This window comes from Aedoeadaptatus urinae (genome assembly GCF_900155585.1).
Taxonomy (GTDB): Bacteria; Bacillota; Clostridia; order Tissierellales; family Peptoniphilaceae; genus Aedoeadaptatus; species Aedoeadaptatus urinae.
Window position 1 is genome coordinate 369674 of sequence record NZ_LT707417.1, and the last position, 25850, is coordinate 395523.

The 25850-nt window shown below is 54.2% G+C and carries 23 protein-coding genes, 1 other RNA gene, 2 riboswitches and 1 other annotated feature; of the genes, 21 read left to right on the forward strand and 3 right to left on the reverse strand.

Annotated elements, in window-relative coordinates:
- Positions 1-10 precede the first annotated feature (10 nt).
- Both BQ7397_RS04115 and BQ7397_RS04120 read right to left on the reverse strand, forming a co-directional pair.
- Positions 11-676 (reverse strand): methionine ABC transporter permease, encoded by a 666-nt coding sequence (locus BQ7397_RS04115; protein ID WP_077074844.1) that lies wholly within the window; start codon positions 674-676, stop codon positions 11-13.
- Positions 676-1716 (reverse strand): methionine ABC transporter ATP-binding protein, encoded by a 1041-nt coding sequence (locus tag BQ7397_RS04120; RefSeq protein WP_077074845.1) that lies wholly within the window; start codon positions 1714-1716, stop codon positions 676-678. The genes BQ7397_RS04115 and BQ7397_RS04120 overlap by 1 nt, the downstream gene beginning before the upstream one ends.
- Before the next feature lie 54 nt (positions 1717-1770).
- Positions 1771-2002: a binding site (T-box leader), on the reverse strand.
- 109 nt (positions 2003-2111) lie between these two features.
- Here BQ7397_RS04120 and murB point away from each other — a divergent pair.
- The 14 genes from murB (at position 2112) to BQ7397_RS04190 (ending at position 18327) form a co-directional block, all read left to right on the forward strand.
- The gene (gene murB / locus BQ7397_RS04125) at positions 2112-2999 is read left to right on the forward strand and encodes a UDP-N-acetylmuramate dehydrogenase (protein WP_077074846.1); all 888 of its coding nucleotides are present in this window, start codon (positions 2112-2114) and stop codon (positions 2997-2999) included.
- Positions 2996-3832, forward strand: coding sequence for an RNase adapter RapZ (gene rapZ / locus BQ7397_RS04130; protein ID WP_077074847.1), 837 nt, complete (start codon positions 2996-2998; stop codon positions 3830-3832). The genes murB and rapZ overlap by 4 nt, the downstream gene beginning before the upstream one ends.
- A gap of 1 nt (position 3833) precedes the next feature.
- Positions 3834-4829: a gluconeogenesis factor YvcK family protein gene (locus BQ7397_RS04135; protein WP_077074848.1), complete on the forward strand. Its 996-nt coding sequence runs from the start codon at positions 3834-3836 to the stop codon at positions 4827-4829.
- A 42-nt stretch (positions 4830-4871) separates the two neighbouring features.
- Complete coding sequence (gene whiA / locus BQ7397_RS04140; RefSeq protein ID WP_077074849.1) at positions 4872-5816, forward strand: DNA-binding protein WhiA; 945 nt, start codon at positions 4872-4874, stop codon at positions 5814-5816.
- Between the two features lies 1 nt (position 5817).
- Complete coding sequence (locus BQ7397_RS04145) at positions 5818-6075, forward strand: HPr family phosphocarrier protein (protein WP_077074850.1); 258 nt, start codon at positions 5818-5820, stop codon at positions 6073-6075.
- 51 nt (positions 6076-6126) lie between these two features.
- Entirely contained in the window at positions 6127-9561 is a 3435-nt protein-coding gene (locus tag BQ7397_RS04150) for a DNA polymerase III subunit alpha (RefSeq protein ID WP_077074851.1), read from the forward strand.
- Positions 9562-9565: 4 nt separating this feature from the next.
- Positions 9566-10525 carry an ATP-dependent 6-phosphofructokinase gene (locus BQ7397_RS04155; protein WP_144019966.1) on the forward strand — a complete coding sequence of 320 codons (960 nt, stop codon included), beginning with the start codon at positions 9566-9568 and terminating at the stop codon, positions 10523-10525.
- Positions 10526-10533: 8 nt separating this feature from the next.
- A complete protein-coding gene (pyk, locus tag BQ7397_RS04160; protein WP_077074853.1) occupies positions 10534-12279 on the forward strand; it encodes a pyruvate kinase in 1746 nt (581 codons plus the stop codon).
- Positions 12280-12323: 44 nt separating this feature from the next.
- Positions 12324-12419, forward strand: a riboswitch (THF riboswitch).
- Between the two features lie 28 nt (positions 12420-12447).
- Positions 12448-12960 carry a folate family ECF transporter S component gene (locus tag BQ7397_RS04165; protein ID WP_077074854.1) on the forward strand — a complete coding sequence of 171 codons (513 nt, stop codon included), beginning with the start codon at positions 12448-12450 and terminating at the stop codon, positions 12958-12960.
- A 119-nt stretch (positions 12961-13079) separates the two neighbouring features.
- Positions 13080-13877, forward strand: a complete 798-nt coding sequence (zupT, locus tag BQ7397_RS04170; protein WP_077074855.1) for a zinc transporter ZupT — start codon at positions 13080-13082, stop codon at positions 13875-13877.
- Positions 13878-13941: 64 nt separating this feature from the next.
- Positions 13942-14113, forward strand: a riboswitch (Lysine riboswitch).
- 88 nt (positions 14114-14201) lie between these two features.
- Positions 14202-15815: a Na+/H+ antiporter NhaC family protein gene (locus tag BQ7397_RS04175; protein ID WP_077074856.1), complete on the forward strand. Its 1614-nt coding sequence runs from the start codon at positions 14202-14204 to the stop codon at positions 15813-15815.
- A gap of 130 nt (positions 15816-15945) precedes the next feature.
- Positions 15946-16311, forward strand: a complete 366-nt coding sequence (locus BQ7397_RS04180; protein ID WP_077074857.1) for a metallopeptidase family protein — start codon at positions 15946-15948, stop codon at positions 16309-16311.
- Complete coding sequence (locus tag BQ7397_RS04185) at positions 16304-17095, forward strand: J domain-containing protein (RefSeq protein ID WP_077074858.1); 792 nt, start codon at positions 16304-16306, stop codon at positions 17093-17095. The genes BQ7397_RS04180 and BQ7397_RS04185 overlap by 8 nt, the downstream gene beginning before the upstream one ends.
- Positions 17096-17103: 8 nt before the next feature.
- Entirely contained in the window at positions 17104-18327 is a 1224-nt protein-coding gene (locus BQ7397_RS04190; protein WP_077074859.1) for a glycosyltransferase family 4 protein, read from the forward strand.
- Positions 18328-18381: 54 nt separating this feature from the next.
- Here the strand turns inward: BQ7397_RS04190 and BQ7397_RS04195 are convergent, their stop codons facing one another.
- On the reverse strand, positions 18382-19182 hold the full coding sequence (locus tag BQ7397_RS04195; RefSeq protein WP_077074860.1) for an NAD(+)/NADH kinase: 801 nt from the start codon (positions 19180-19182) through the stop codon (positions 18382-18384).
- Between the two features lie 57 nt (positions 19183-19239).
- On the opposite strand from BQ7397_RS04195, the gene BQ7397_RS04200 reads away from it, so the two are divergent.
- From BQ7397_RS04200 to ssrS, 7 genes are all read left to right on the forward strand, one after another.
- On the forward strand, positions 19240-20097 hold the full coding sequence (locus BQ7397_RS04200; protein ID WP_077074861.1) for an RluA family pseudouridine synthase: 858 nt from the start codon (positions 19240-19242) through the stop codon (positions 20095-20097).
- A 257-nt stretch (positions 20098-20354) separates the two neighbouring features.
- Positions 20355-21482, forward strand: coding sequence for an acyl-CoA dehydrogenase family protein (locus tag BQ7397_RS04205; RefSeq protein WP_077074862.1), 1128 nt, complete (start codon positions 20355-20357; stop codon positions 21480-21482).
- Between the two features lie 324 nt (positions 21483-21806).
- Positions 21807-22934 carry an acyl-CoA dehydrogenase family protein gene (locus BQ7397_RS04210; RefSeq protein ID WP_077074863.1) on the forward strand — a complete coding sequence of 376 codons (1128 nt, stop codon included), beginning with the start codon at positions 21807-21809 and terminating at the stop codon, positions 22932-22934.
- Positions 22935-23000: 66 nt separating this feature from the next.
- Positions 23001-23819, forward strand: coding sequence for a phosphate/phosphite/phosphonate ABC transporter substrate-binding protein (locus tag BQ7397_RS04215; protein ID WP_077074864.1), 819 nt, complete (start codon positions 23001-23003; stop codon positions 23817-23819).
- A 92-nt stretch (positions 23820-23911) separates the two neighbouring features.
- The gene (locus BQ7397_RS04220) at positions 23912-25075 is read left to right on the forward strand and encodes a cobalamin-independent methionine synthase II family protein (protein WP_077074865.1); all 1164 of its coding nucleotides are present in this window, start codon (positions 23912-23914) and stop codon (positions 25073-25075) included.
- Positions 25068-25580: an OsmC family protein gene (locus BQ7397_RS04225; protein ID WP_077074866.1), complete on the forward strand. Its 513-nt coding sequence runs from the start codon at positions 25068-25070 to the stop codon at positions 25578-25580. The genes BQ7397_RS04220 and BQ7397_RS04225 overlap by 8 nt, the downstream gene beginning before the upstream one ends.
- A gap of 55 nt (positions 25581-25635) precedes the next feature.
- Positions 25636-25815: non-coding RNA, 6S RNA (ssrS, locus tag BQ7397_RS04230), on the forward strand.
- Positions 25816-25850: the final 35 nt, after the last annotated feature.

Below are 25850 nucleotides of genomic sequence, written 5' to 3' on the forward strand. Positions count from 1 at the left end.
AATGTGCTTACTAATGTTGTACTTTCTTTACCCACAGGTTAAAGATGCCCTGTGTAATAAATACCAAAATTAAAATGAGGACGGTGGAAACGATGATTATATCGTTTTGATAGCGGTTGTAGCCGCGGGTAATAGCTAGGTTGCCCAGGCCGCCGGCGCCGACGGCACCTGCCATGGCGGTGAGGCCGATGAGGCTGATTATGGTCATGGCGCTGGCCCGCAGGATGGCGGGTAGGCCTTCCTTTAAATAGACGCCGAAGACGATGTTCGACGGGGAATCGCCCATGGACTTTGCCGCTTCGATAATGCCGCCGTCCACCTCGGCCAGGGCGTTTTCAATTTGCCGCGCGTAAAAGGGGGCGCTCCCCACGACCAGGGGGACGATGGCGGCGGTGTTGCCGATGGTGGTGTTGACGATGGCGCGGGTCACCGGGGAGATCAGGGCCAGTAGAATAATGAAGGGAATGGAGCGGAAGATGTTGACCACCTTATCCAAAAGCCAGTAGACCTTTTGATTTTCCCACAGGCCGCCCTCTTGCGTGAGAGTCAGGGCCAGGCCGCCCAGCATGCCGAGGATGCCGGCGATAATGGAGGTGACCACCACCATGTAGACGGTGGCACCGGTCTCCGTTATAAAATCTTGCTTCGATGCGATTACATTGGCAAAAAAGTTCATCAGATCACCTCCTTATCGACGACGTTCAGTTCCACGTCGTTGTCGATCATGTATTGCTTCGCCTGTGCGATGGACTCCGGCGTGCCTTCAAAGAGCACCACCAGATTGCCGAAGGGCACGTCCTCCAAAAATTCGATGGAGCCGGATAAGATGTTGGTCTTCACACCGAATTTCGTGAACACGTCGTTTAAGACGGGGTTGGTAGCCGATGCGCCGATGTAGCGCAGGTGGATGAGCTCGCTGGTGGGATCCTCGGCGTCGAAGTAGCCGTGGTCCTTGAGCTTGTCGATGGTTTCGTCCCAGTGGCTCGCCGTGTTAACAAACTGCCGGGTGATTTCCTTTTGCGGATTGGCGAAAATGTCGATGAGGGAGCCGGATTCAACCACCCGGCCCGATTCCATGACGGCCACCCTGTTGCAAATCTCCTTCACCGCCTGCATTTCGTGGGTGATGAGGACGATGGTCAGGTTCATTTCTTTATTGAGCCGCTTCAAGAGGTGCAGAATGGAGGTAGTGGTCCTTGGGTCCAGTGCCGAGGTGGCCTCGTCGCAAAGGAGGATCTTCGGATCGTTGGCGAGAGCTCTGGCGATGGCCACCCGTTGCTTTTGTCCGCCGGAGAGCTCTCGGGGATAGCTGTCCGCCTTTTCCTCGATGCCTACCAGATGCAAAAGGTCCATGGCCTTTTTCTTTTTCTCCGCGTCGGAGAGGGGGCTGTCCTTTAAGGGATAGAGCACATTGCCCAAAATGGTGCGGGCATTCATGAGATTGAAGTGCTGAAAAATCATGCCGATTTTTTTGCGCCGTGCCCGCAGCTCCTTTACGGGAAGCTTGGTTAAGTCTTCGCCGCTCACGATCACCTCGCCTGCCGTGGGGGGCTGGAGCAGATTAATGGTGCGAACCAGGGTGGATTTTCCCGCCCCGGAGTAGCCGACGATGCCGAAGACGTCGCCGGGGTTCACGTGGATGGACACGTCGTCCACCGCCGTAAACTGCCTATGGTCCTTTTCAAAGACCACGGAGATATTCTTTAAGTCGATCACAATGAACCTCCTCGTTCAAAATGAAATAAAAAAAACGTCCTTCTTCCCACAGGGAAAAAGGACGATTGAAATCGTGTTACCACCTTTATTTATGTAAACCTCACGATTTACACCTCAGCGAGTACCATCATACTCCGGCGCTGTAACAGGCGCACCTGTAAGAATCTAGTATCGACCCTTAAAGTCAGAGGCCATGTTCTCCCGAAAACCAAAACGCTTCTCTCACCAAATGAAGCTTCTCTGTAGTTCGATCCCTTCGAGATACTCTCCTCGTCAAACTCGATGAATCGATTCTAACAGGGAGCTGTGAGAAATGTCAAGGCTTTTTTTGAACTTTCTTTGAATTTCTTTGGTACAATAGACTCATCAACATGAAAATAAAGGAGATAGGATATATGGACGGATGGATTAAGGACCACGTGATCGAAGATTACCCGATGAAAGAGGTGACCAGCTTTCAAATCGGCGGGCCGGTGGATTATTTTATCGAGCCGAGAGGCGAGGAGGAGCTCAAAGACGTCATCGTATCCGTGGAGAGGGACGAGATGCCATGGATGATTATGGGCAAGGGCACCAATATGGTGGTCTCCGACAAAGGCATTCGCGGCGCGGTGATTCGCCTGGAAAATTATTTTTCCGACGTTCGCGTCGATGGGACGCGCGTCGTCGCCCAAAGCGGCGCTTCCATGAAGAAGGTGGCGGAGGCGGCACGGGACGCTTCCCTTACGGGCCTGGAATTTGCCCACGGCATTCCCGGCGCCGTGGGAGGCGCCATGACCATGAACGCCGGCGCCTACGGCGGTGAAATGAAGGACGTGGTGGAATCGGTGAAGGTCATGCACCACGACGGCACCACAGAGGTGATCCCCGGGGATCAAATGAATTTTCGCTACAGAAACAGCCGGGTCTACGACGAAAAGCTGGTGGTCCTGGAAGCCACCTTCCTCCTTCAGCCGGGAGAGCAGACCGCCATTCAAAGTCAGATGGACGACCTGTGGAACCGCCGCGTGTCCAAGCAGCCCTTGGAGTATCCCTCGGCGGGCAGCACCTTTAAGCGGCCGGTGGGCTATTATGCGGGCCAGCTTATCGATCAGGCGGGCTTACGAGGCCTCAAACACGGCGGCGCTCAAGTGTCTCAGAAGCACTGCGGCTTCGTCATCAACTGCGGCGACGCCACCTGCAAGGACGTGGTGGAGCTGATCCGCATGGTACAGGAAGCGGTTTACGAAAAACACGGCGTGGAGCTGGAGACGGAAGTCAAGGTATTGGGAGAGACGGAATGAAGCTTTTAGTTTTAACGGGGCTTTCTGGCGCCGGCAAGAGCCAGGCACTGAAGGCGGCGGAGGATTTGGGCTACTACTGCGTGGACAATTTGCCGCCGGCCCTGTTCCCGAAATTTATCGACATGGTGGAAGAGGCCGACATGCCCTTGGTGGCACTGGTCTTGGACATTCGAAGCGGCCTGTTTTTTAAGGAGCTGGACGTGGCCATTCGCACCCTGGACGAGCGGGTCGACGATGTGACGGTGATCTATTTGGAAGCGGATCCCCACGTGCTCATTCAGCGGTTTAAGGCCCTGCGCCGGCCCCATCCCCTGAGCTCATCCATCGCCCGGGGCATCGAGGAAGAAAAGCGACGCATGCAGCCTTTAAGGGACCGTGCGGATCACATTATCGACACGTCGAAAATGACTAATTACAATTTAAAAATTCGCCTGAAAAGTATTTTAATCGAGGAGCGGGGCAGGCTCGGCGTCTCCGTCATCTCCTTCGGCTATAAAAACGGCATTTTGGAAGAGGCGGATCTGATTTTCGACATGCGCTTTCTCCCCAATCCCTATTACGTCAGCGAGCTGAAAAAGAAAAACGGATTGAATCCGGAGACCCGGGACTATGTCTTCGGAAACGAAAAGGCGGAGGCCTTCGTCAGCTATTTGGTGAATTACCTGAAGACCTTCGGCGAGGACTACGTCGCCGAGGGGAAGGAGCATCTGACCATCGGCATCGGCTGCACCGGCGGCTTTCATCGTTCCGTGGCCATGGCGGAGCGGCTGTCCGAGGCTTTAAAGGAAGCGGGCTATTCCGTCATTCTCGGCCACCGGGATTTAGGCGAGTAATATGAGCGATCCGAAATTTGTCGTCCTCGGCGGCGGCACGGGAATATCCGCCCTTCTGCGGGGCTTAAAGCGCTTCAGCGAAGACATTACCGCCATCGTCACCATGGCAGACGACGGCGGCAACAGCGGCATGCTCAGAAGGGAATACGGCATGCTCCCGCCGGGAGACGTGCGCAACTGCCTGGTGGCTCTCGCCAATGCGGAGCCCTCCTTGAAAAACCTCCTTCAGTACCGATTTAAGGAAGGGGAGCTCAAGGGCCAGAACATGGGCAATTTAATTATCACCGCCTTAACCGACGTCTACGGCGGCTTTGCCGAAGGGGTGCGGGAAGCGGCTGAGGTATTAAAGATCACGGGAAGGGTGCTTCCCGTGACGGAGGAATCCATCGCCCTCATCGCCCACTACGCCGACGGCAACAGCATCCGCGGCGAGTCGGCCATCCCCACCTATGCCTACGAGCACGACGTGGCCATTACCTCCATGGAGCTGGCGCCTCGGGCGCCGAAGGCCAACGGCGACTGCATCGACGAAATTTTGGCGGCGGATCTGTTGGTCATCGGCCCGGGAAGCTTATACACCTCATTAATCCCCAATCTTCTCGTGCCGGAGGTGGCCCGGGCATTAAACGACGCCCGCGCTCCCTTGGTTTATGTGGCCAATATTATGGAGCAGCGAGGCGAAACCGAGGGCATGACCCTCACCGACCATCTCGAGGCCTTAAGAGCCCACGGCCTGAAGCGACCCGTGCGGTCCATTATCGTCAACGACGGACAAATGGACGAGGCCCTCTTGGAAAAGTATGCCGAGGAAGAAGGGGTCCGACCCATTTATTTAAGGGACGAGGAGAAGGCGTCGCTGAATGCATCGGGCATCGACCTGGAGACCGGCGCCTTTATGGCGGAAAAGGACGGACTCATTCGCCACGACGGCCTGAGCGTGGCGCAACGGCTTTTAAGCTTGTGCGATCGTTATCGGGAAATCCATTGCAAGGGATGAAGAACTGCTCTATAATAGAGAGGTAGTAGAATCGAGGAAGCTGTGAGTTTTTCAAAGGATGTAAAAAATGAATTGGCCCGCGTGCCCATGGAAGACGTGGCGATTCTTTACGCGGAGCTGGCGGCTTTCGTGCGCACCTGCGGCGTGATCCGCCTGCGTGAAGGGCTTAAAATAGACCTGTCCTTCCACACGGAGAATGCCTCCGTGGCCCGACGGATCCTGTCCGCCATCAAACGCCTCATCGGCAGCGATGTGGAAGTGACGGCGACGCAGAACATGTATCTGAAGAAGAACAAGCAGTATCGAATCCGTATGACCGACGAAGGAGCGGTTCGCTCTCTCTTATTGGATAGCGATTTCCTTCGTCCCGACAATGTTTTTCAAATGCATTATGCCGTAGACCCGTCTCTCCTAAGGGACACGGAGTCCATCCGCGCCTATATCCGCGCTTCCTTTTTGGGGGCGGGGTCCGTGACCAGTCCGTCGAAGAGGTACCATCTGGAGATGATCTCCCACGACAAGACCCACGGCGAGGACATCATCAAGTGGTTAAGGCGCGCGGGCTTTTCGGTTAAGGGCGTTTACAGAAAAGATGATTACATTATTTATTTAAAAGAGGCGGAAAAAATTTCCGATCTCTTGGCGTTTATGGGAGCGAATCGCTCCGTTTTGGAATTCGAATCCACTCGCGTGGTGAAGGATGTCCGAAACAATGTGAACCGTCTGGTGAATTGCGAGACGGCGAATCTGTCCAAGACCGTGAACGCGGCGGCGAGACAGCGCCGAGATTTGGAGCTGATCGAAAGGACCGTGGGTTTTTCGGCATTGGACGAGGAGCTGTTGCCCGTGGCCCGTGCCCGCATGAAGCATCCCGAGGCGAGCTTGGCGGAGATCGGCGAAATGCTGGAGCCGAAAATGTCCAGAAGCGGCGTCAATCACCGGCTGAAAAAAATACACGAGCTGGCGGAAAAGCTGAGAGGAGTTTAAATTGAAAGAGTCCAAGGTTATAATTAATAACGAAGAAGGTCTGCACGCCAGACCGGCGGCTATGTTTGTCAGAGCAGCCAATCAATACTTATCGGACATCACCATCGTTCGCGACGGCGAAGAAGTCAACGGCAAGAGCATTATCGGCATCATGAGCCTGGGCATTTTCTCCGGTCAAGAGATTACCTTACAGGCCGAAGGCAGCGACGAGGAAAAAGCCATCGAGGGCTTGGTGAAATTTATCGAAAACGAATTATAGTAAAAGAGCCGGCCTGTTCGACGGCTCTTTTTTTATTTAGAGAGGACGACTATGGGATCTTTCGTACATTTGCATTTACACTCGGAGTATTCTCTGCTCGACGGCTTTACGAAAGTCGCCGACCTCCCCGAGCGGGTCAAGGCCATGGGAATGGACGCCGTGGCCTTGACGGATCACGGAAATATGTACGGCATGGTGGCCTTTTATAAGGCGGCCAAGGCGGCGGGAGTGAAGCCGATTTTAGGCTGCGAGGTCTACGTCACGAAACAGGATAAATCCGTGACGGACAAGAGCAATCGGCGCTACCACTTGATTCTTCTCGCGGAAAATCAGGTGGGCTGGGAAAATTTAATGTCCATCGTCTCCATCGGCTACGTGGACGGCTTTTACTACAAGCCCCGGGTGGACATGGAGGATTTGAAAAAGCACAGCGAGGGCATTATCGCCACCTCCGCCTGCTTAGGCGGCGAGGTGCAGCAGGAGCTCTTGCAGGGCAACGACGAGGGGGCGAAGGAAGCGGCCCTGCGCTACCGGGAAATTTTCGGCGAGGACAATTTCTTTTTAGAGCTTCAGGACCACGGCATGCGGGAGCAGAAGGAAGTAAATCGAAAGCTTCTGCGCCTGTCGGAGGAGACGGGGATCGAGCTTATCGCCACCAACGACTGCCACTACTTAAATAAAGAAGACGCCGACGCCCACGACGCCCTCTTGTGCATTCAAACGGCATCGATTTTGGAAGAGGAGAGCCGCATGCGCTTCCCCTCCGACGAATTTTACGTCAAGAGCCCGGAGGAAATGTCGGAGCTTTTCCCCTACGCACCCCAGGCCTTGGAGAACACGGCGAAAATCGCCGCCCGTTGCAATGTGGAGCTGGAGTTTCACCATCTCCACCTGCCCCATTTCGAGCTGCCCGAGGGCTACACCAACGAAGCCTACCTCCGGGAGCTGGTGGAGAAGGGCCTGGTGAAGCGCTACGGCGAGGTAAGTGACGCCGTGCGCAGCCGCGTGGAATTTGAGCTGAACACGATTTTTTCCATGGGCTATACGGATTACTTTCTCATCGTCTGGGATTTTATTCGCTTCGCCCGCTCCGCCGGCATCGAAGTGGGCCCCGGGCGTGGCTCGGCGGCGGGGAGCGTGGTTTCCTACGCTCTCGAGATCATCGACGTGGATCCTTTAAAGTTCGGCCTGCTCTTCGAGCGGTTTTTAAATCCCGAGCGGGTGAGTATGCCGGATATCGACGTGGATTTCTGCTACGAGCGCAGGGAAGAGGTCATCGACTACGTCATCGACAAGTACGGGGAAGATCACGTGGCGCAAATCGTCACCTTCGGTACCCTGGGTGCTCGCGCCGCCATTCGTGACGTGGGCCGGGTTATGGACCTGCCCTACGGCCGGGTGGACTTCGTGGCGAAGCAGGTGCCCAATGAATTAAACATTACCCTGAACCGGGCGTTGGAAATTTCTCCCACCTTAAAAAAATCCTACGAGGAAGACGAGGAGGTGCATCGTCTCTTGGATTTGGCCCGCCGACTGGAAGGCGTGCCGCGGCATACCTCCACCCACGCCGCCGGCGTGGTCATCAGCCAAAACCCCATGACGGACTACGTGCCCCTCACGCGAAACGGGGAGATCATCTCCACTCAATTTAATATGATCGAGCTGGAGGAGCTGGGCCTGTTGAAAATGGATTTCTTAGGCTTAAGGACCCTGACGGTGATTCGCGACGCCCTGCAATTTATCGAGCGGGACGAGGGAAAGACCATCGACTTCGACAGCATGGACTACGACGATCCCGAGGTGCTGGAAATGTTTCAGCGGGCGGAGACCTTGGGCGTGTTTCAATTTGAAAGCGGCGGCATGCGGGCCTTCTTGAAGGAACTAAAGCCCACGAAATTTGCGGACCTCGCCGCCGCCAACGCCCTCTTCCGACCGGGACCCATGAATCAAATTCCGAAGTTCGTGGAATCGAAGCACGATCCTTCGAAGATCAGCTATCCCCACGAGGCATTGAAGGATATTTTGGAAGAGACCTACGGTTGCATCGTCTATCAGGAACAGGTCATGGAAATCGTGCGCCGGGTCGGGGGCTATTCCCTGGGCCGTGCGGATTTGGTGCGCCGCGCCATGAGCAAAAAGAAAATGGCGGTCATGGAACAGGAGCGGCAAAACTTTATTTACGGCAGCTTGAAGGACGACGGAGAAGTGGACGTGGCGGGGGCTTTGCGCAACGGCGTCGACGAGGCCAGCGCCAACAATATTTACGACCTCATGATCGACTTCGCCAACTACGCCTTTAATAAATCCCACTCCGTGGCCTATGCCGTGGTGGCTTACCGCACGGCGTGGCTGAAGCATTACTATCCCGCCCAATTTATGGCGGCCCAGATCACCTCCTTTATGTCCAATGCCGATCACATGCGCATGTATATCGAGGAAGTGAAGCGGCTGAACATTCCCCTCCTGCCTCCCAATGTGAACAGGAGCTATTTAAAATTTAATGTGGAAGACGGCGCCATTCGCTTCGGCCTAAAGGGCATTAAAAATGTCGGCGCCAATTTCGTCCGCGCCATCGAAAAGGCACGGGAGGACGGCCCCTTTACCTCCATGACGGAATTTATTCGCCGGGTAGACAAGGTGGCCCCCGGCGCCATGAACAAGCGCAGCATGGAAGCCTTGATCAAGGCCGGCGCCTTCGACACCCTGGGCGGCAACAGGCCTCAGTACCTGGCGGTCTACGACAAGCTAATGGATCAGATCCAGGGCGAAAACAAGCGCAACATCCCCGGACAGGTGAGCCTGTTTCAACAGGCACAGACCACCATGGAAGAGGATCTGCCCAGGCTGAAGGACTACGATCAAAAACAGAAACTGGAGTACGAGCGGGAGGTGCTGGGCATCTACGTCTCGGGCCATCCATTGGAATCCTACACGAAAAGCTTGCTGAGCCAAACCGACGGCGACACGGCCGGCGTAAAGGAAGCGCTGCAAACCACCGATGTCCTGTTTAATCGCACTCTGGGCGGAATGCTGAGAGAGACCCGCACCCTGGTGACCAAGAAAAATCAAATGATGGCCTTCGGCGTCCTGGAGGATCTCTACGGCACCATCGAGCTCGTGGTCTTTCCCAAGGTCTACGCCTCTCTGCCGCCGGGACTTTTCGAAGAGGGCAAGCTCATTACGGTCACCGGCCGCATCGAAGGCAGCGAGGTGGAAGAGGGGAAGATGCTGGTGGAATCCATTCGTGCCTTGGACGACGAGGACGACTGGGGGACGCTATTTATCCGCCTTCCCAATCGATCGATTCAAAAAGACATTGAAGGGATTTTGAAGCTGCACCGGGGATCCGTTCCCGTGGTATTATATTTTACCGACGACGAAAAAGCTCTGGGCCTGCCCAAGGCCATGGCCGTGGCCTGCGACGACGGGCTGTACCATGAATTAAGTCGCTACATCGACCCCGACGAAGACGTCATTAGAAAGTGAGGCAATCATGGCCATAGGATTATTGACCAGCGGCGGCGACGCCCCGGGCATGAACGCCGCCATACGGGCGGTGGTGCGCTCGGCCGTTTACGAAAACAAAGAAGTGGTGGGCATACGCAACGGCTTTGCCGGCATTTTCGACGAGGACGCCTATGTCATGGACCTGTCCTCCGTGGCGGATATTATTCACAGAGGCGGCACCATCTTAGGCACCTCCCGCTCGGAAAAGATGCGGGAGGACGCGGGTCCTGCGGAAGCGAAAAAGCATTTGGACGCCATGAGCATCGAGCATTTGGTGGTCATCGGCGGCGACGGCTCCATGCGCGGGGCCCTGGCCCTGTCCGATGAGGGGCAATCGGTGATCACCATTCCCGCCACCATCGACAACGACCTGGGTTACCAACACGGGAGCATCGGCTTTTACACCGCCATAGAAACCATATTGGATGCCATCGGCAAGATCCGCGACACCTCAAGTGCCCACAAGCGGGCCAATATCGTGGAGGTCATGGGACGACATTGCGGCGACCTGGCCCTCTATGCGGGGATCGCCGGCGGGGCGGAGAGCGTGATTTTGCCCGAGGTGGATTTCGATTTCGACGAGGTGAAGAAGAAAATGTTGGCGGGCAAGCTTCGCGGCAAGCGCCACCACATTATCCTTCTCACGGAAGACAAGCTTTCCGCCTACGCCCTGGCACGGGATTTGGAAGAGGCCACGGCCATCGAAACCCGGGTCACCATATTGGGCTATGTGCAGCGAGGCGGCATCCCCACGGGCACCGATCGCATCAACGCCTCCCGCTTGGGATCCGAGGCGGTGAATTACTGCTTCGGCGAAAAGAAATCTTTGGCCCTGGGCCTAAAGGGCGGAAAGATGCTTGCCTTGGACCTGAAGGAGGCCCTGGCAGTAGAAAAAACCTTCGATCGGGATCTCTACCACTTGGTGGATAAAATTTCCATATAGGAGCAATGATGAAAAAGACAAAAATCGTGGCCACCATCGGGCCGGCCTCTTGGGACGAGGCCACGCTGCGGGAACTTTTTTCCGCCGGCGTCAATGTATGCCGCTTAAATTTTTCCCACGGCGATTATAAAAGCCACAAACAGACCATGGACCGGATCAAAAAGGTGCGGGAGGATATGAAGCTGCCCATCGCCATTATGTTGGACACCAAGGGGCCGGAGATCCGCACCGTCACCTTTAAAGGCGGCGAGGCCACCTTGCAGGAAGGGGCGTCCTTCGCCCTCTACGCCCATGAGCGGGAAGGGGACGAGGCCGGCGTCGCCATTACCTACGGCGAGCTTTACAAGGACGTGGCGCCGGGACAAATGATTTTAATGGACGACGGCCTCTTGGCCCTGGAGGTGGAAGCTGTTGAAGGCACTACCATTCACACCAAGGTCTTAAACGGCGGTCTGATCAAGGACCACAAGGGCATTAACGTGCCCGGGGCCTCCATTCAGCTGCCGGCCCTTACGGAAAAAGACGTGGCGGACATTCGTTTCGGCATCGAAGAAGGGGTGGACTTTATCGCAGCTTCTTTTATTCGCAAGAAGGACGACCTTCTCGCCATTCGCGACGTGCTGGAAAGCCACGGCGGCGAGGGCGTGAAGGTCATCGCGAAAATCGAAAACAAAGAAGGCATCGACAATATGGATGCCATCGCCTCCTTCGCCGACGGCATCATGGTGGCGAGAGGGGACATGGGCGTGGAAATCGAGACGGAGCGGGTGCCTCTGGTGCAAAAGCAGCTTATCGAACGTGCCATCGACGAGGGCATTCCCGTCATTACCGCCACGCAAATGCTGGACTCCATGATACGCAATCCCCGCCCCACCCGTGCCGAGGTGGGGGATGTGGCCAATGCCATTATCGACGGCACCAGCGCCGTCATGCTTTCAGGAGAAACCGCCGGCGGGAAGTATCCCGTGGAGGCGGTGAAGACCATGGCCAAGGTCTGCGCCGTCACCGAGGCGGCGTTGGACTACGAGCATATTTTAAGCAGGAGCGCAAAGTTTAGGCACAACACCACCAATGTCATCGTGCGCCACGCCGTGGAAATGGCGGAGGAGCTTTCCGCCGACGCCATCGTCATCGCCACGTCCACGGGCTTCAGCTCGAGAAATCTGGCGAAGTTTCGACCGGAGATGGATACCTTCGCCGTCACCGACGACGACCGCGTCCTCAGGCAAATGAGCCTGCAGTGGGGCGTCACCGGCGTCAAGGGCAAGAGCCGCGGCAGGGAAATTTTCGAGAGCACGGCGAAGGTGGTGAAGCGGGCCGGCTACATTAAGGAGGGGGATTTAATCGTCATGGTGGCGGGGATCCCCCAAGGCGTGGCGGGCAGCACCAATGTGGTGAAGGTCCATCAGGTGGCATCCACCTTGCACAAGGGCGTGGGCATCGTCGGTGGCCACAGGACGGCCCGGGTGCGCATCGTCACAGACGACGGCGCCTTTATGCGGGACTTTACCGACGGGGATATTATCGTGGCGAAAAGCTACGATAAAGCTCTCGCGCCCTACCTGGCCCGCTGCGGCGGTTTTATTTCCGAGGAGGAGGGGCTTACATCGCCTTCGGCCATCGCAGGCCTTTCCGTATCCAAGCCCACCATCGTCGGCTGCGCCGGCATCACCGGCGGCCTCATGCAAGGGGACGTTATCACCATGAATGCCGACACCGGGGAAATCTTTTTGGGCAATGTGCGCACGAGGTAATTCGCCTTGCGTGAGAAATAGATTATGCTTATAATTGTTTCGTAAGTAGAGTAGGCAGAAGGCGTTAAGTGTTGAGAGATGGGAAGTTGCTCTCAAACGAAGAGTGAAGAGGCTCGCTATCTTCTGTCGCATCCGCTGCTGTCCTCTTAAGCAGCTTAAGGAGGAAAAATGAAACAATTAAATACGAAGAAACTGGCCTTTTTGGCGGTGATGGTGGCGCTTCAAATCGTCTTTACCCGCACCTTGGGAATCGATTTGGGCAATGTGCAAAGGATCAGCTTTTCCTTTATTCCCGTCACTTTGGCATCGGCGGTGGCAGGGCCCATCCCCTCGGGGATCGCGGCGGCTGTAGCCGACATTATCGGGTTCTTTACCAAGCCTACGGGCCCTTATTTTCCGGGATTTACTTTTAATGCCTTTTTAGGCGCCGTGATCTACGGCTTCTTCTACTACAAGAAGGAATTGACCTTAAAGCGCATCGTCCTGGCCAATGTGGTGGCCACGGTGGTGGTCAATATTTGCCTGGGCACCGTGTGGGTGCACATGCTGACGGGCAGCCCCTACGGCCCGCTGTTTACGGCAAAGCTTCCCTTCCAAGGCCTGATGCTGGTCATTAAAATCGTGGTGCAAGCCTTGATTTTAAAACGGCTGACCAACGAAGCCGTCCGGCTCTTTCGTTAAATAAAATCGCCTCCCTGAGCTTCCCTCGGGAGGCGTTTTTTATTGCCTCAAAAGTATGATAAAATGGTGTACTGTTAAGTCGTTATCGCCGGTATCGGCATAGAAATAGAGGAGGCACCATGTCCAATGTCGCCGTTGCATTTGTAAGTACCGCCCTGGCCGGTCTCGCCACCATGCTCGGTGCGCTGATCGTATTTTTATCCAAGTCCGACAACAAAAAATTTCTCTCGGCGGCTCTGGGCTTTTCCGCCGGCGTCATGATTTTTATTTCCTTTATGGAAATGATGCCCATGGCCCAAGAAAATTTTCTGAAGACCATGTCCGACGCCAAGGCCCAATGGATGGCGCTGGCATCCTTCTTCGGCTCCATGGCGATCTTCGGCCTGATCTCCCACCTGGTGCCCGAAGCCGACGAGCCCCACGACATAAAGACCAACGGGGAAATGATGGAAGAGAAGAGCAAGGAGCAGGCTCTGGAGCAAGTGGGGCTGAAGAGCGCCTTGGCCATCGGAATCCACAACTTTCCCGAGGGGATGGTCACCTTTATGACCAGTCTTCTGGACCCGGCCATGGGCATCTCCATCGCCGTGGCCATCGCCATGCACAATATTCCCGAGGGCATTGGCGTGGCGGCTCCTATTTACTTCGCCACGAAAGACAAGAAGCGGGCCCTGTGGCTCACCTTTTTAAGCGGCGTGTCCGAGCCCATCGGCGCCATTTTGGCCTATCTCTTGCTTCGTCCCTTCCTGACGCCCACCCTGTTCGGCGTGGTCTTCGGCGCCATATCAGGAATCATGGTGCTGATCTCCTTCGACGAGCTCTTGCCCGCCTCCCGGGCCTACGGCGAGACCCACCTGTCCCTTCTGGGCCTTATCTTCGGCATGATGGTCATGGGAGCGAGCTTAGTCGTTTTATAAAAAATTTAAATCTTTTCCTTGACATTTTATATCGGTCTGCTATACTCATATTCAACAATCGAATCCACATGATAGAGGCGCACTTCACATCAGTAACGGAAATCCCCGGTCAATGGATGTCCGCGAAAGGGTGCGGTGCCGAGGGTCGGATGCTTGTGTCCACGGGTATCCTTCACCGGGACGTCGGAGAATATCCTGCGTACTGTCGTTCTACGGAACGGAGAGCTATCGTGCCTTTTGTGTTTTTATTTTCGTATGAAAAAACAAGAGTCATGATAGTATCATGGCTCTTTTTTCGATTTAAAAACAAGAAAGGAAGATTCTATGAACAATCAACGCAATCTGATCATCGCATTAATCCTCGGCATCGTCGCCATCGGCGGCAGCTTTGCCGTAGCGGCATCGGGCATGACCACCGAGGCTACAGCCTGGTCCCTTCTTCCGCCTATCGTAGCCATTACACTGGCTTTGATCACCAAGGAAGTGTTCCCCTCTCTCTTTACGGGGATTTTCGTCGGCGCGGTCTTAGCCGGCGGCGGCTCCTTTACTACCACCATGGACCACGTCATTAACGACGGCCTTATCAACGCCGTCTCCGGCACGGCGGGGATTTTCCTCTTCCTCGTCCTTTTGGGCATGCTCGTCGCCCTCATCAATCGCAGCGGCGGCACCAAGGCCTTCGGCGAGTGGGCGTCCCAGCACATTACATCAAGACGGGGCGCGCAAACGGCGGCCTTCTTCCTCGGCATTTTAATTTTCATCGACGATTACTTTAACTGCCTTACCGTGGGCAGCGTCATGCGACCGGTCACCGACCGCTTCAAGATCTCCCACGCCAAGTTGGCCTACATCATCGACGCCACGGCGGCACCGATCTGTATGATCGCCCCCATATCCTCCTGGGCGGCAGCCGTGTCGGGTTATGCGGAAGGCACGGGCATGAGCGGCATCACCATGTTCGTCCGTGCCATACCCTATAACTTTTACTCTCTTCTGACCCTGGCCTTCGTCATCGTCTTAATCTGGAGACGGGACGATTACGGCCCCATGCTTCGCTACGAAGAATCGGTTCTTCAGGGAGAAGACATTTCCGCATTGGAACAAGAAGTGCACACCGTGGAAACCTCGGATCGCGCCAGCCTCTTTGACCTGGTGATCCCCATTATCTTCCTTATCGTCACATCGGTCATGGCCCTGATTTACGTCGGCGGCTTTTTCGACCCCGCCTCGGGCTTTGCCGGCGACTTCGTCGGCGCCTTCGGCAACACCGATGCCACCGTGGCTCTTCCCTGGGGCGCCACCATTACTTTGTTCTTTACCATTACCTATTTGATGATCCGCCGCGTCATCAGCTTCAACACATCCATGAACTGCTTGACGGAAGGATTTAACTCCATGGTGGCCGCCATTATGATCTTAACCATGGCGACGGCATTGAAGAATATTTCCAACGATCTTTTAGGCAGCGCCGAATTCGTCGGCAATTCCATGAGCAATGTAGCCGGCGGCTTGCAAATGTTCCTTCCCGTAGTTATCTTTATCGTGGCATCCCTCTTGGCATTTGCCACCGGCACCAGCTGGGGCACCTTCGGGATTCTGATCCCCATCGTGGTCAGCATGTTCAGCGTGGAAGATCATCTCTTTTTCATCGGCCTCAGTGCCTGCCTGGCAGGCGCCGTCTGCGGCGATCACTGCTCGCCCATTAGCGACACCACCATTATGTCCTCGGCGGGGGCCCAATGCAATCACGTCATCCACGTATCCACCCAACTGCCCTACGCCCTAACCGTGGCAGGGGTGAGTGCCGTCTGCTACATCGTGGCGGGCTTCATCCAAGATCCCTACGTTCCCCTTATCGTCGGCGTGCTTTTGATCGTCGGCATCCTGAGCTTTGTGGGACGCCACAACAAACACCCGGAACTGAGAAAGCAACTGTAAACAAATGGCGAGGCTTCGGCTTCGCCTTTTTTAATGGAGAAATTTCGAAAAGCGAAGAGAAGTCGAAGATTTTTACCGACCCTTTATAATTTGCCGCCAATCCCATATAATGAAAGTTCAGGAGGTGGGTATGGACGATCGATTTGACGAAATGGCGTCGATTTTAGACGACCTGGTGGACGAGCTGCCACGGGAATATTTTCGCGGCTTAAACGGCGGCGTGATTTTTTCCAGAGATGAAATGCACGACGAGACCTATCCGGAGCTGTACGTCATGGGCCACTATAAATCCGAGCCCATGGGCAAGAGCATCGTCTTGTACTACGGCTCCTTTATGGCCCTGTACAGCTATTATTCTCACGAGGAAATCACGGAGCAATTAAAGGACACCCTTTACCACGAGCTTACCCACCATTTAGAAACCTTGGCCGGCGAAAACGACCTGGTCCTGGAGGATCTGGCTTTTATGGAACGGCACAGGAGGGAACATGAATAAATTTTACGGCAACCTTTTTAAATACGTGGGCACGGCCATCGACTACGTGCTGGAATTTTTTATCGGGCTGTTCAGTCTATTGACGGAGCTGTCCCGCTCCTTTCGCAGCCTGCTTTTGTCGGTATTATTTTTCGGGGGCTGCCTTTTCTTCTTTATCTTTTTAATTCCCATGAGCTATTCCTCCCGAGGGGGGATGCCCTGGGGGAGCATCGTGCTTTTGATTTTAATTTTCCCCGTCATCGGCTCCTTTGCCGTAAGCCGGCTCAAGTACCTGCAGTACATGGCGACGGAATATTTTTACGAGCGGGCGGACTACTACCTTTTGGGAAAAGACGTGACCTATGAAACCATGGGGGACTACGGCAGACGCTACGAACGAAAAATCGAAGCGGAGCGCCGCCGTCAACAGGAAGAGCGGGCTCGCATGGAGGAGGAAATGTTTCGCCGCCAGTTCGAGGCCTTCTTTAATCAGGGCAATTTCGGCGGCTATAATCAGGGAAGCTACGGCGATTTCGGCGGCGGCAATAATCAGGAAAGCTACGGCGCCTACGACGGGGGCTTTAAGGAAAAATACGAAGCCGCCGTGCACCGCTTAGGCGTCGACGTGAATGCCGACAAGTACGAAATTCGCCTGGCTTATAAAAAGCTCGCCAAAAAATATCACCCGGACCTGAATCCCGAGGAAGACACGACGAAGCTTTTTCAGGAAATCAATGCGGCCAACGACTTTTTAAACGACGAAAACATCGCCCGTTACAAATCCATGTACGGCAAGAAACAGTAGGAGGGGACATGAGAGTATTACACACCTTGGCGCAGCTGCCCACACGAACGGGAAGCGGCATCTATTATTCGAATCTGGTCAACGGACTGGAGAAGAAGGGAGTGGAAAACGCCTTGGTCTACGGCACTCAATCGCCCTACCATTTCGATTTTCACCAAAAGCAATACCCGGTTGCCTTTAACACCGACGACGTGCCCTTTCCCATCGCCGGCATGAGCGACGAAATGCCCTACGACAACACGGTCTATTCCCAAATGGATGCGAGGAAAGTGGAAATCTGGCGCCGGGCCTTTCGCAAGCGGCTGGAGGCGGCCAAGGAGGAGTTTAAGCCGGATCTGATCATCGCTCACCACCTGTGGTATCTGACGGACATGGTGCTGGAAATTTTCGAGGACGTGCCCGTCATCGGCGTCTGCCACGGCACGGATCTGCGTCAGGGCGAAAAGCACGAGGATTTACTGGAAGCCTACACGAGTAATATGGACAAGCTGCGCCACGTCTTCGCCCTTTCGAAAAAAGACAAGGCCGCCATCGCCAGGATGTTTGCCATCGACGAATCCAAGATCACGGTCATGGGCGGCGGCTACAACGAAGCCGTCTTTAACGATCAGGGCATTTGGCGCCACGACGACCGCATCAAAATCATTTACGCCGGCAAGCTGTCCCGGGCCAAGGGCGTCTACGAGCTGGCCAAGGCCTATCCCAATTTGAAGCGGAAGTATCCCGAGGTGGACATGGAGCTTATCGGCGAAGAGAGCCTGGACCGCAAGGACCGCATCTTCGAATGTGCCCACTACAAGGAAGGCTTTAAGATTCACAATGTCATCGACCAAAAGGCCCTGGGCGCCCACATGAAGACCTGCGATATCTTCGTGTTGCCCAGCTATTACGAGGGCCTGGGCCTCATCGCCATCGAAGCCTTGGCTTGCCGCATGCGCTTGGTGACATCGGAGCTCGACGGTTTGATGGAGCTCTTAGGCGACGAGGTTTTGGCAAGTGACGTGGTGGAAGTGGTAAAGCTGCCACAGCTTTATAACACGGATCAGCCCCACAAACTGGAAATCGACGACTACGTTCAGGGCCTGGAGGCGGCGCTGGAAAAACAAGTGCTGGCGGTGAGAGAAGACAGAGCGTTTCCCGATGCTGTCTACGAACAAATCAAGCGCTTTGCCTGGAGCGAAATCATCGAATCGGAATACCGCGTCATGCTGGATGTGATGAAAGAGAAATAAAGAGCCGCGGGGCTCTTTTTTCGTGGCAATAAAAAAAGCCCCGCGGGGCTTCCTTTAAAGAAATTTGCTCTTAATATTTTCCCAGTAATTATTTTCGACGACCAGCTTTTGAATCCGCTTGTTCGAGAAGCGAATGTTGATCCGCTTCAGCTGGCTGTAGCTGTGCTCCCTGCCGTCGACGAGAATGAGATTGCTGTTGGCGTAGCGCCGCTCGGGGACGAGAGAGATCACGTGCTCGCCGGGAATGACCAGGGACGTCTTTAAGGAGCGATAGCTTTGGGAAGAAATTCCCGCCATGGGCGTCAGGACCATGGCCTCCACCTGGGGATGGATCATGCTGCCGCCGAGGGACAGATTGTAGCCGCTGGAGCCCGAAGGCGTAGCCACGAGCATGCCGTCGCCGGAAAATTTTTCCAAATGGTTTCGGTCGACGAAGACATTCATGTGAATGACCTTGGAATTCTGCGCCTTTAAGACCACCTCGTTTATGGCCTGAATGGAATACTTTTTCTGATTGGTATACACTTCCCCGTTTAAAATGGGCAGGGCCTCGATGTGGTAATTTTTATTTTTATAATCGTCGATAAAGGCGTCCAACTGTTCCGGGCTGATTTCCTGATAAAAACCCAAGTGGCCCGTGTTAATGCCCACGATGGGCGTGGAAGAAAAGTTCGTGCGATTCACCGCCTTAATAAAGGCGCCGTCGCCGCCGACGGTAATGGTCAGCTCCGCATTGGGGGAGAGATTGGTGGTGGGCATAAATTGATGCTGCTTCAATTTTTGAATGAGCCGCTTGGTGGTTTTTCGACTTTCAAAATTGGAATTCGAAATAATATTAATGATGGGGTTGGTCATCAGATCACCTCCTTTATAAAAAGTCCTTCACTTATATGGTAAAGCAAAAGGAGAAAAATGAAAAGTACAGAGGCCATGAAATTTATAACACAGGCGCCGGTGAAGCGGGCGGATACTTTTTTAAGAGGCGTGGGCTTCTCAAACGGCCACCTGCGGCGGGCCTTTCTCGCGGGCCTGGTGCGGCGAGAGGGCGAGGTGATTTTTAAATCCACGCCCCTGGATGCCGGAGATGCGATCGCCGTGTCCTTTAAAGATGAGGCCACGGATCTGGTGCCCGCACCTTTTACGCAGAAGATCGTTTACGAAGACGAGGACCTCCTCGTCATCGACAAGGGCGTGATCCCCGCCATGCCCTGCAGAATGTATCCCGATCACACCCTGGCCAACGAAATCGCCGGCTACTTTACATCCATCGACCTGAAGAGGAAGGTGCGCATGTTGGGGCGACTGGACAAGGAGACCACGGGGCTGGTCATCGCAGCGAAAAATCCCTACGCCTACGGCCGGCTGGTAAAAAATCACACGAAGAACAAGCGCTACCTGGCACTGGTGAAGGGAGAGGTGAAGGAAGGGGGCACTATCGACGGGCCTATCGGCTGCGGCGAGGCTTCCCTCGTGCGGGTGGTTCGCCCCGACGGGCAAAGGGCCCTGACGCGCTATAGGACGCTGGTATCGGGGGAGGTAAGCCTCTTGGAGCTGCAGCTGGAAACGGGACGCACCCATCAAATACGCTGCCACATGGCCCATATCGGCCATCCCGTCTTAGGCGACGAGCTTTACGGCGGCGGCAAGGGGCAAGTGCATCTCCACGTCTGTGAGCTGTCCTTTATCCATCCGCGGACGAAAAAATTTATGACCCTGACCTCGCCCATGCCCGAGGCGTGGAAGAAAATTTTAGAGGAAGCCGCAGAATAAGGGGAGCGGGCGAGAGCGAAAAGAAAAAGAAATTTTAATCTATAGAAAAACGGAATAGTTCAATTCAAACATTGAAAATTAAAATTTGACCGGGCTGATGGGGCGTGTTAGAAATAGAGTATACGGGCTGTGTATGCATTTGTTCCATAGCCGCGCCGAAAACATTTTCGGATGCGGATTCGCCCTGTGGCGAATGACGTGCTACGGGCCCCTATCGTCGGAATGTGAACCTGTACTTAAAAAAGAAAGAGGTTAAAATGGACTATTACGTAAAGGCCAGCGAGTTTGCGGAAAAATACGTGGCTCCCGTAGGAAGAGAAATCGACGAAACGAAAGAATTCCCGAAAGACATCTTCGAAAAATTGTATGCTGAAGGATTCTTAAAGCTGATCATTCCCGAATCGGAAGGCGGCCTCGGCGGCGACATTTTCGATCACGCTGAAATCATTCGCGCCCTGGCAAAAGAATCGGCTACCGTCGGTCTCTGCTACATGATGCACAATGTGGCATTAAACGTCATCTTAAACGCAGCGAAAGACGAATTAAAGAAAAAAATCATCGGCGAAGTCATTAACGAAGGCAAGATCCTGGCTTTGGCTTATTCCGAATCCGGCTCCGGCGTTAACTTCTACTATCCCGAAACCACCGCCAAGAGAGACGGCGAAGGCTGGGTAATCAACGGCTCCAAGAGCATGGTTACCTCCGCTGAATACGCATCCTACTACATGGTCATTGCAAAAACCGGCGAAGGCCGCGCCGACACCGACAACTTCTGTGTCCCTGTGGACTCCAAGAACCTTTCCTTCCGCATGGATCGCTGGAACGGCATCGGCTTAAAGGGCAATGTATCCTGCCCCATGTACATGGATAACATGCCTATCGATGAACTGCACCGCGTTGGCACCGAAGGCAGCGGCATGGAACAAATCCTGACCTTGGTTGCACCCCTCTTCGTACAAGGCCTCGCAGCCGTCTACAGCGGCTTAAACGAAGCCATTGCAAGAGAAGCCATTATGCACGCCATGGACAGAAAATTCCCCGACGGATCCACCTTGGCCAATGTGGACACCATTAAGCTTCACATCTCCAAGATCTACAACTACGCCAACGCCGGCGTATCCGCTTGCCGCGCAGCCGCTTTGGCAGCACGTAACGGCGACGAAGACGCTTTGGCAAAAATTCTTTCCGCCCGCGTCATCGCCATCGAAAACGTCGTCGACGCCGGTCGCTTAGGTATGTTAATCGGCGGCGGCCGCGCATACAGCCAATACAGGAACTTCGCTCGCTACTTGGCAGACGGCCTCGCAGGTCAAGTCATGGCACCGAGTGTAGACATTCTTCATCAATGGATCGGTTCCGTCTTAACGGGCCAAATGATTCCGTAAAAATGAGCATAATAACGGGCGAAGGCATTTGCATCGCCCGTTTTTTTTAATTAAATCTGCGAAATATTGGAAGCGGGAGAGAGGACAAAGTGAAAGATTTTTTAATCTATAGAAAAAGCAAATAGTTCATTTTTTGCATTGAAAATTAAAATTTGACCGGGCTCCCGGAGCGTGATAGTAATAGAGTGTACGGGGTGCGTATGCATTTGACACTTTGTCCCGCCGAAAATATTTTTTCGGAGGCGTATCCGCCGCGCGGCGATGTCGTGCAATGCCCCTGATCGTCGGATGTGAACATAAGCTTAAAAAAGGAGAAAGGTTAAAATGGACTACTACTTAAAGGCCAGCGAGTTTGCGGAAAAATACGTGGCTCCCGTTGCAAAGAAAATCGACGAAACCAAAGAGTTCCCGAAAGACATCTTCGAAAAATTATATGCCGAAGGATTCTTAAAGCTGATCATCCCCGAATCCGAAGGCGGCCTCGGCGGCGACATTTACGACCACGCCGAAGTCGTTCGCGCCCTTGCTAAAGAATCGGCCACCGTCGGTCTCTGCTACATGATGCATAATGTAGGATTAAACGTCGTCTTAAACGCAGGAAAAGACGAATTAAAGAAAAAAATCATCGACGAAGTCATTAACGAAGGCAAGATCTTTGGTTTGGCTTATTCCGAATCCGGCTCCGGCGTCTACTTCCATTTACCTGATACCACCGCAAAAAGAGACGGCGAAGACTGGGTAATCAACGGTTCTAAGAGCATGGTTACCTCCGCTGAATACGCGTCCTACTACATTCTTAATGCCAAGACCGGCGAAGGTCGCGCCGACACGGACCACTTCTGCATCCCTGTGGACGCCAAGGGCCTGACTTTCCGCATGGATCGCTGGAACGGCATCGGCTTAAAGGGCAATGTATCCTGCCCCATGTACATGGAAGACATGCGTATTGATGAAATGAATCGAATTGGCGAAATTGGTGCCGGATTGGAACAAATGTTCGCTTTTGCCGCTCCTCTGTTCATTCAAGGCCTTGCAGCCGTCTACAGCGGCTTAAACGAAGCCATTGCAAGAGAAGCCATTATGCACGCCATGGACAGAAAGTTCCCCGACGGCTCCACCTTGGCCAATGTGGATACCATTAAGCTTCACATCTCCAAGATCTACAACAACGCCAACGCCGGCGTATCCGCTTGCCGCGCATCGGCATTGGCAGCACGTAACGGCGACGAAGACGCTTTGGTAAAAATTCTTTCCGCCCGCGTCATCGCCATCGAAAACGTCGTGGAATCCGGTCGCTTAGGTATGTTAATCGGCGGTGGCCGTGCATACAGCCAATACAGAAACTTTGCTCGCTACCTGGTAGACAGCCTCGCAGGTCAAGTCATGGCACCGAGTGTCGACGTTCTCCATCAATGGATCGGCTCCGTCTTAACGGGCCAAATGATTCCGTAAGAATTGGGTATAAAAACGGGCGAAGGCTTATGCATCGCTCGTTTTGTTTTGAGAAAGGATGAGACAATGACGAAAACATTAAAAGTAGGCGCAGTTATTTACGATCCCAAGGTCACGGTTATCTGGGACATGATTCGCCAATTCATCGAAGACCAAGGCCACGATATTTCAATCGAGCCGGTCTTTTTCGACGACTACAGAAACCAAGTGAAGGCTCTGATGAACAAGGAAATCGACATCGCTTGGAACTCCCCCTTGGCCAATCGGGAAGCGGAAATTCGCATGGAAGGCAAGGTAAAATACGGCCTCATGCGTGACACGGACAGAGATCTGCACACGGTGCTCGTGGCAAAAAAAGACAGCGGCATTCAATCCGTGGAAGATGTTCGCGGCAAGAAAGTGGCATTCGGTGCCATCGACTCGCCTCAAGCCCGTTTGATTCCCATTCAATACCTCCGTGAAAACGGCATGGAATTCGGCAAAGACTACGAAGAAGTGCGCTACGACATCGGCGTAGGCCTTGACGGCGACCACACCGGCGGCGAATTGGACGCCATTAAATCCGTGGAAGCCGGCGAAAACGTGGCGGGCTTTGCCATCGAAGGCAACTACAAAGCATGGACCGCCGACGGCACCGTGGACGGCAATCAATTGGAAGTCATCGGCAAAACCAACGGCTTCGACCACTGCATCTTCACTGCTCACGAAGGCGTGGCAGACGAAGACATCGAAGCCTTCAACGCCGTGTTAAAGACCATGGACTACAGCAAGAAACGGGACAAGGAAATCTTGGATCTGGAAGGCTTAAAGAAATGGGTGGACGGCCGCACCACGAATTTCACCGAAATCAGAAAAGCCGTCGACTACATGAACTTCTTTGAATAAGAAGGACGGCAAGATATAAAATCAAGACAGACGGGAGGCGAAGAGCATCAAATCTCCGCCTCCTGAGTCTGTCTTTTTTTAAAGGAGGATTTATGTTTGAAGTATCCTTAATGGGCTCCATGCCCAGAGGCAACGCTCTCTTAAAGGCCGCTCGCGACCTGTCCAAGGGGCGTTTGGACAGGGAAAGCTACGAAGCCATGGTGGCGGCGGGCACGGAAAAAGTCGTGCGCCTGCAAGAGGCCTACGACGTGGACTACATTACCTCGGGGGAACAGGGCAGAGACAATTACGTATCCTTTATCGCCGGCGCCTTGGACGGCGTAGAGATGATGAGCATGAGCGACATGCTTCCCTACATCGAAGATAAAAAAGCCTACGAGGACATGTTGAGCATTTTGGACGTGCCGGCCAACAGCATTAAAAACGCCATCTGCCAAGGCAAGATCAAGCGCAGCCGCTCCCTGGTCGGCGGCGAGCTGGAGGCCATGAAAAAACTCACGGACCGCAAGATCAAAATCACCCTGCCCGGTCCTTACCTCGTCACTCGCTCCATGTGGCTCAAAGGACTTTCCGACAACTTCTACGATTCCAAGGAAGCCTTGGGAGAAGACGTGATCCGCGTCTTTAAAGAAGAGATCGAAGAGCTGCAGGCCATGGGCGTGGACATCATTCAATTCGACGAGCCCGTGCTCACGGAAGTGGTCTTTTCACCCGCCCACACCCGCACCTTTATGTGCGCGTCCCTGTCGGAAAAGAAAGACCCCACGGAAGAGCTGGCCTTCGCCACCCACTTGATTCAATCGGTCTTTAAGACCATCGACCGGAGCAAATCCAAAGTGGGCCTCCACGTCTGCCGGGGCAATTGGAGCAAGGACGAAACCATTCTTCTGACGGGCCCCTACACGCCCCTTTTGGATCTATTCGAAGCCGTGAAGGCGGACATCTACTTCCTGGAATTTTCCACGGACCGCGCCGGGAGCATCGGATCCCTCTTCGAAGGCCACGACATTTTCAAAGAAGCCACCTTGGGCCTCGGCGTCATGAATCCCCGCAGCGACGAAGCGGAGCCGGCGGAAAAAATTATCGCCCGGGTGGAAGAAGTCATGGAATATCTGCCCAAGGAGCGGATCATGCTCAATCCCGACTGCGGCTTTGCCACCTTCGCGAAAAAGCCCGTAAACGAGCTGGAACACATCGAAGAAAAACTCGCCGTGCTGGAATCGGTGAAAGAAAAATTGAGGGCGCGCTATGCGTAACTTTTCCGGCGAAATAAAATCTTCGGCGGCGAAGCGGGTGGACAAACCCGAAGAAGCCCACGTCTTCGAAATGAGCATGCGGGGCACCTGTCAGGACCTAAAGGAAGTGCGCCTCTACACGGACCGTAAAGAGCTCACCGTGGGCTGCACCATGAGCTTCGACAACGAATACGACGGCGTTACCGCCATGAGCTACTTTCTCGGGAGCCTGCTCTCTTCCATGATTCACACTGCCATTAAGGAATTTAAACAGGCGGGGATCGTCATGGATGAAATTGAAGGCATCCTTCACGCCCGGCTGAAAAATCCCCTGCGCATGGTTCCCGTGCGGGGCTACGACGATCCGCCGGACATCGAGTCCATTCACGTGAAGCTCTTTTACTACGCCGACGGCGACGAAGAGGAGCTGAACGCCCTCCTGATCAAAACCCAAGAGGTCAACCCCATTTACCGGCTGGTGAGCCGCTCCGTTGACGTGAAGCTCGACGCGGAGTGGGTGCTTTAGGCCGCGCCATTCTTGAATAAGAAGGGGCATCGTAGTATAATATATATAAATTAAATAACCCCTGCGCGGTTCGATACCTTCTATTAATTCAACCGACAAATCAGACACGGGAAATTGTGTCTAGTTACCTATAACAAGCCTCCACTGAGTGGAAGTTAGACGTAGTTAGCAAATTACCCACCTTTAATTTAAGGGCGGGTCTGAATTAAACGAAGCCCGGCCCTGTGGGGGATCCAAAGATCCGGCCCCGCCGGGTCTTTTTTTGTCCTC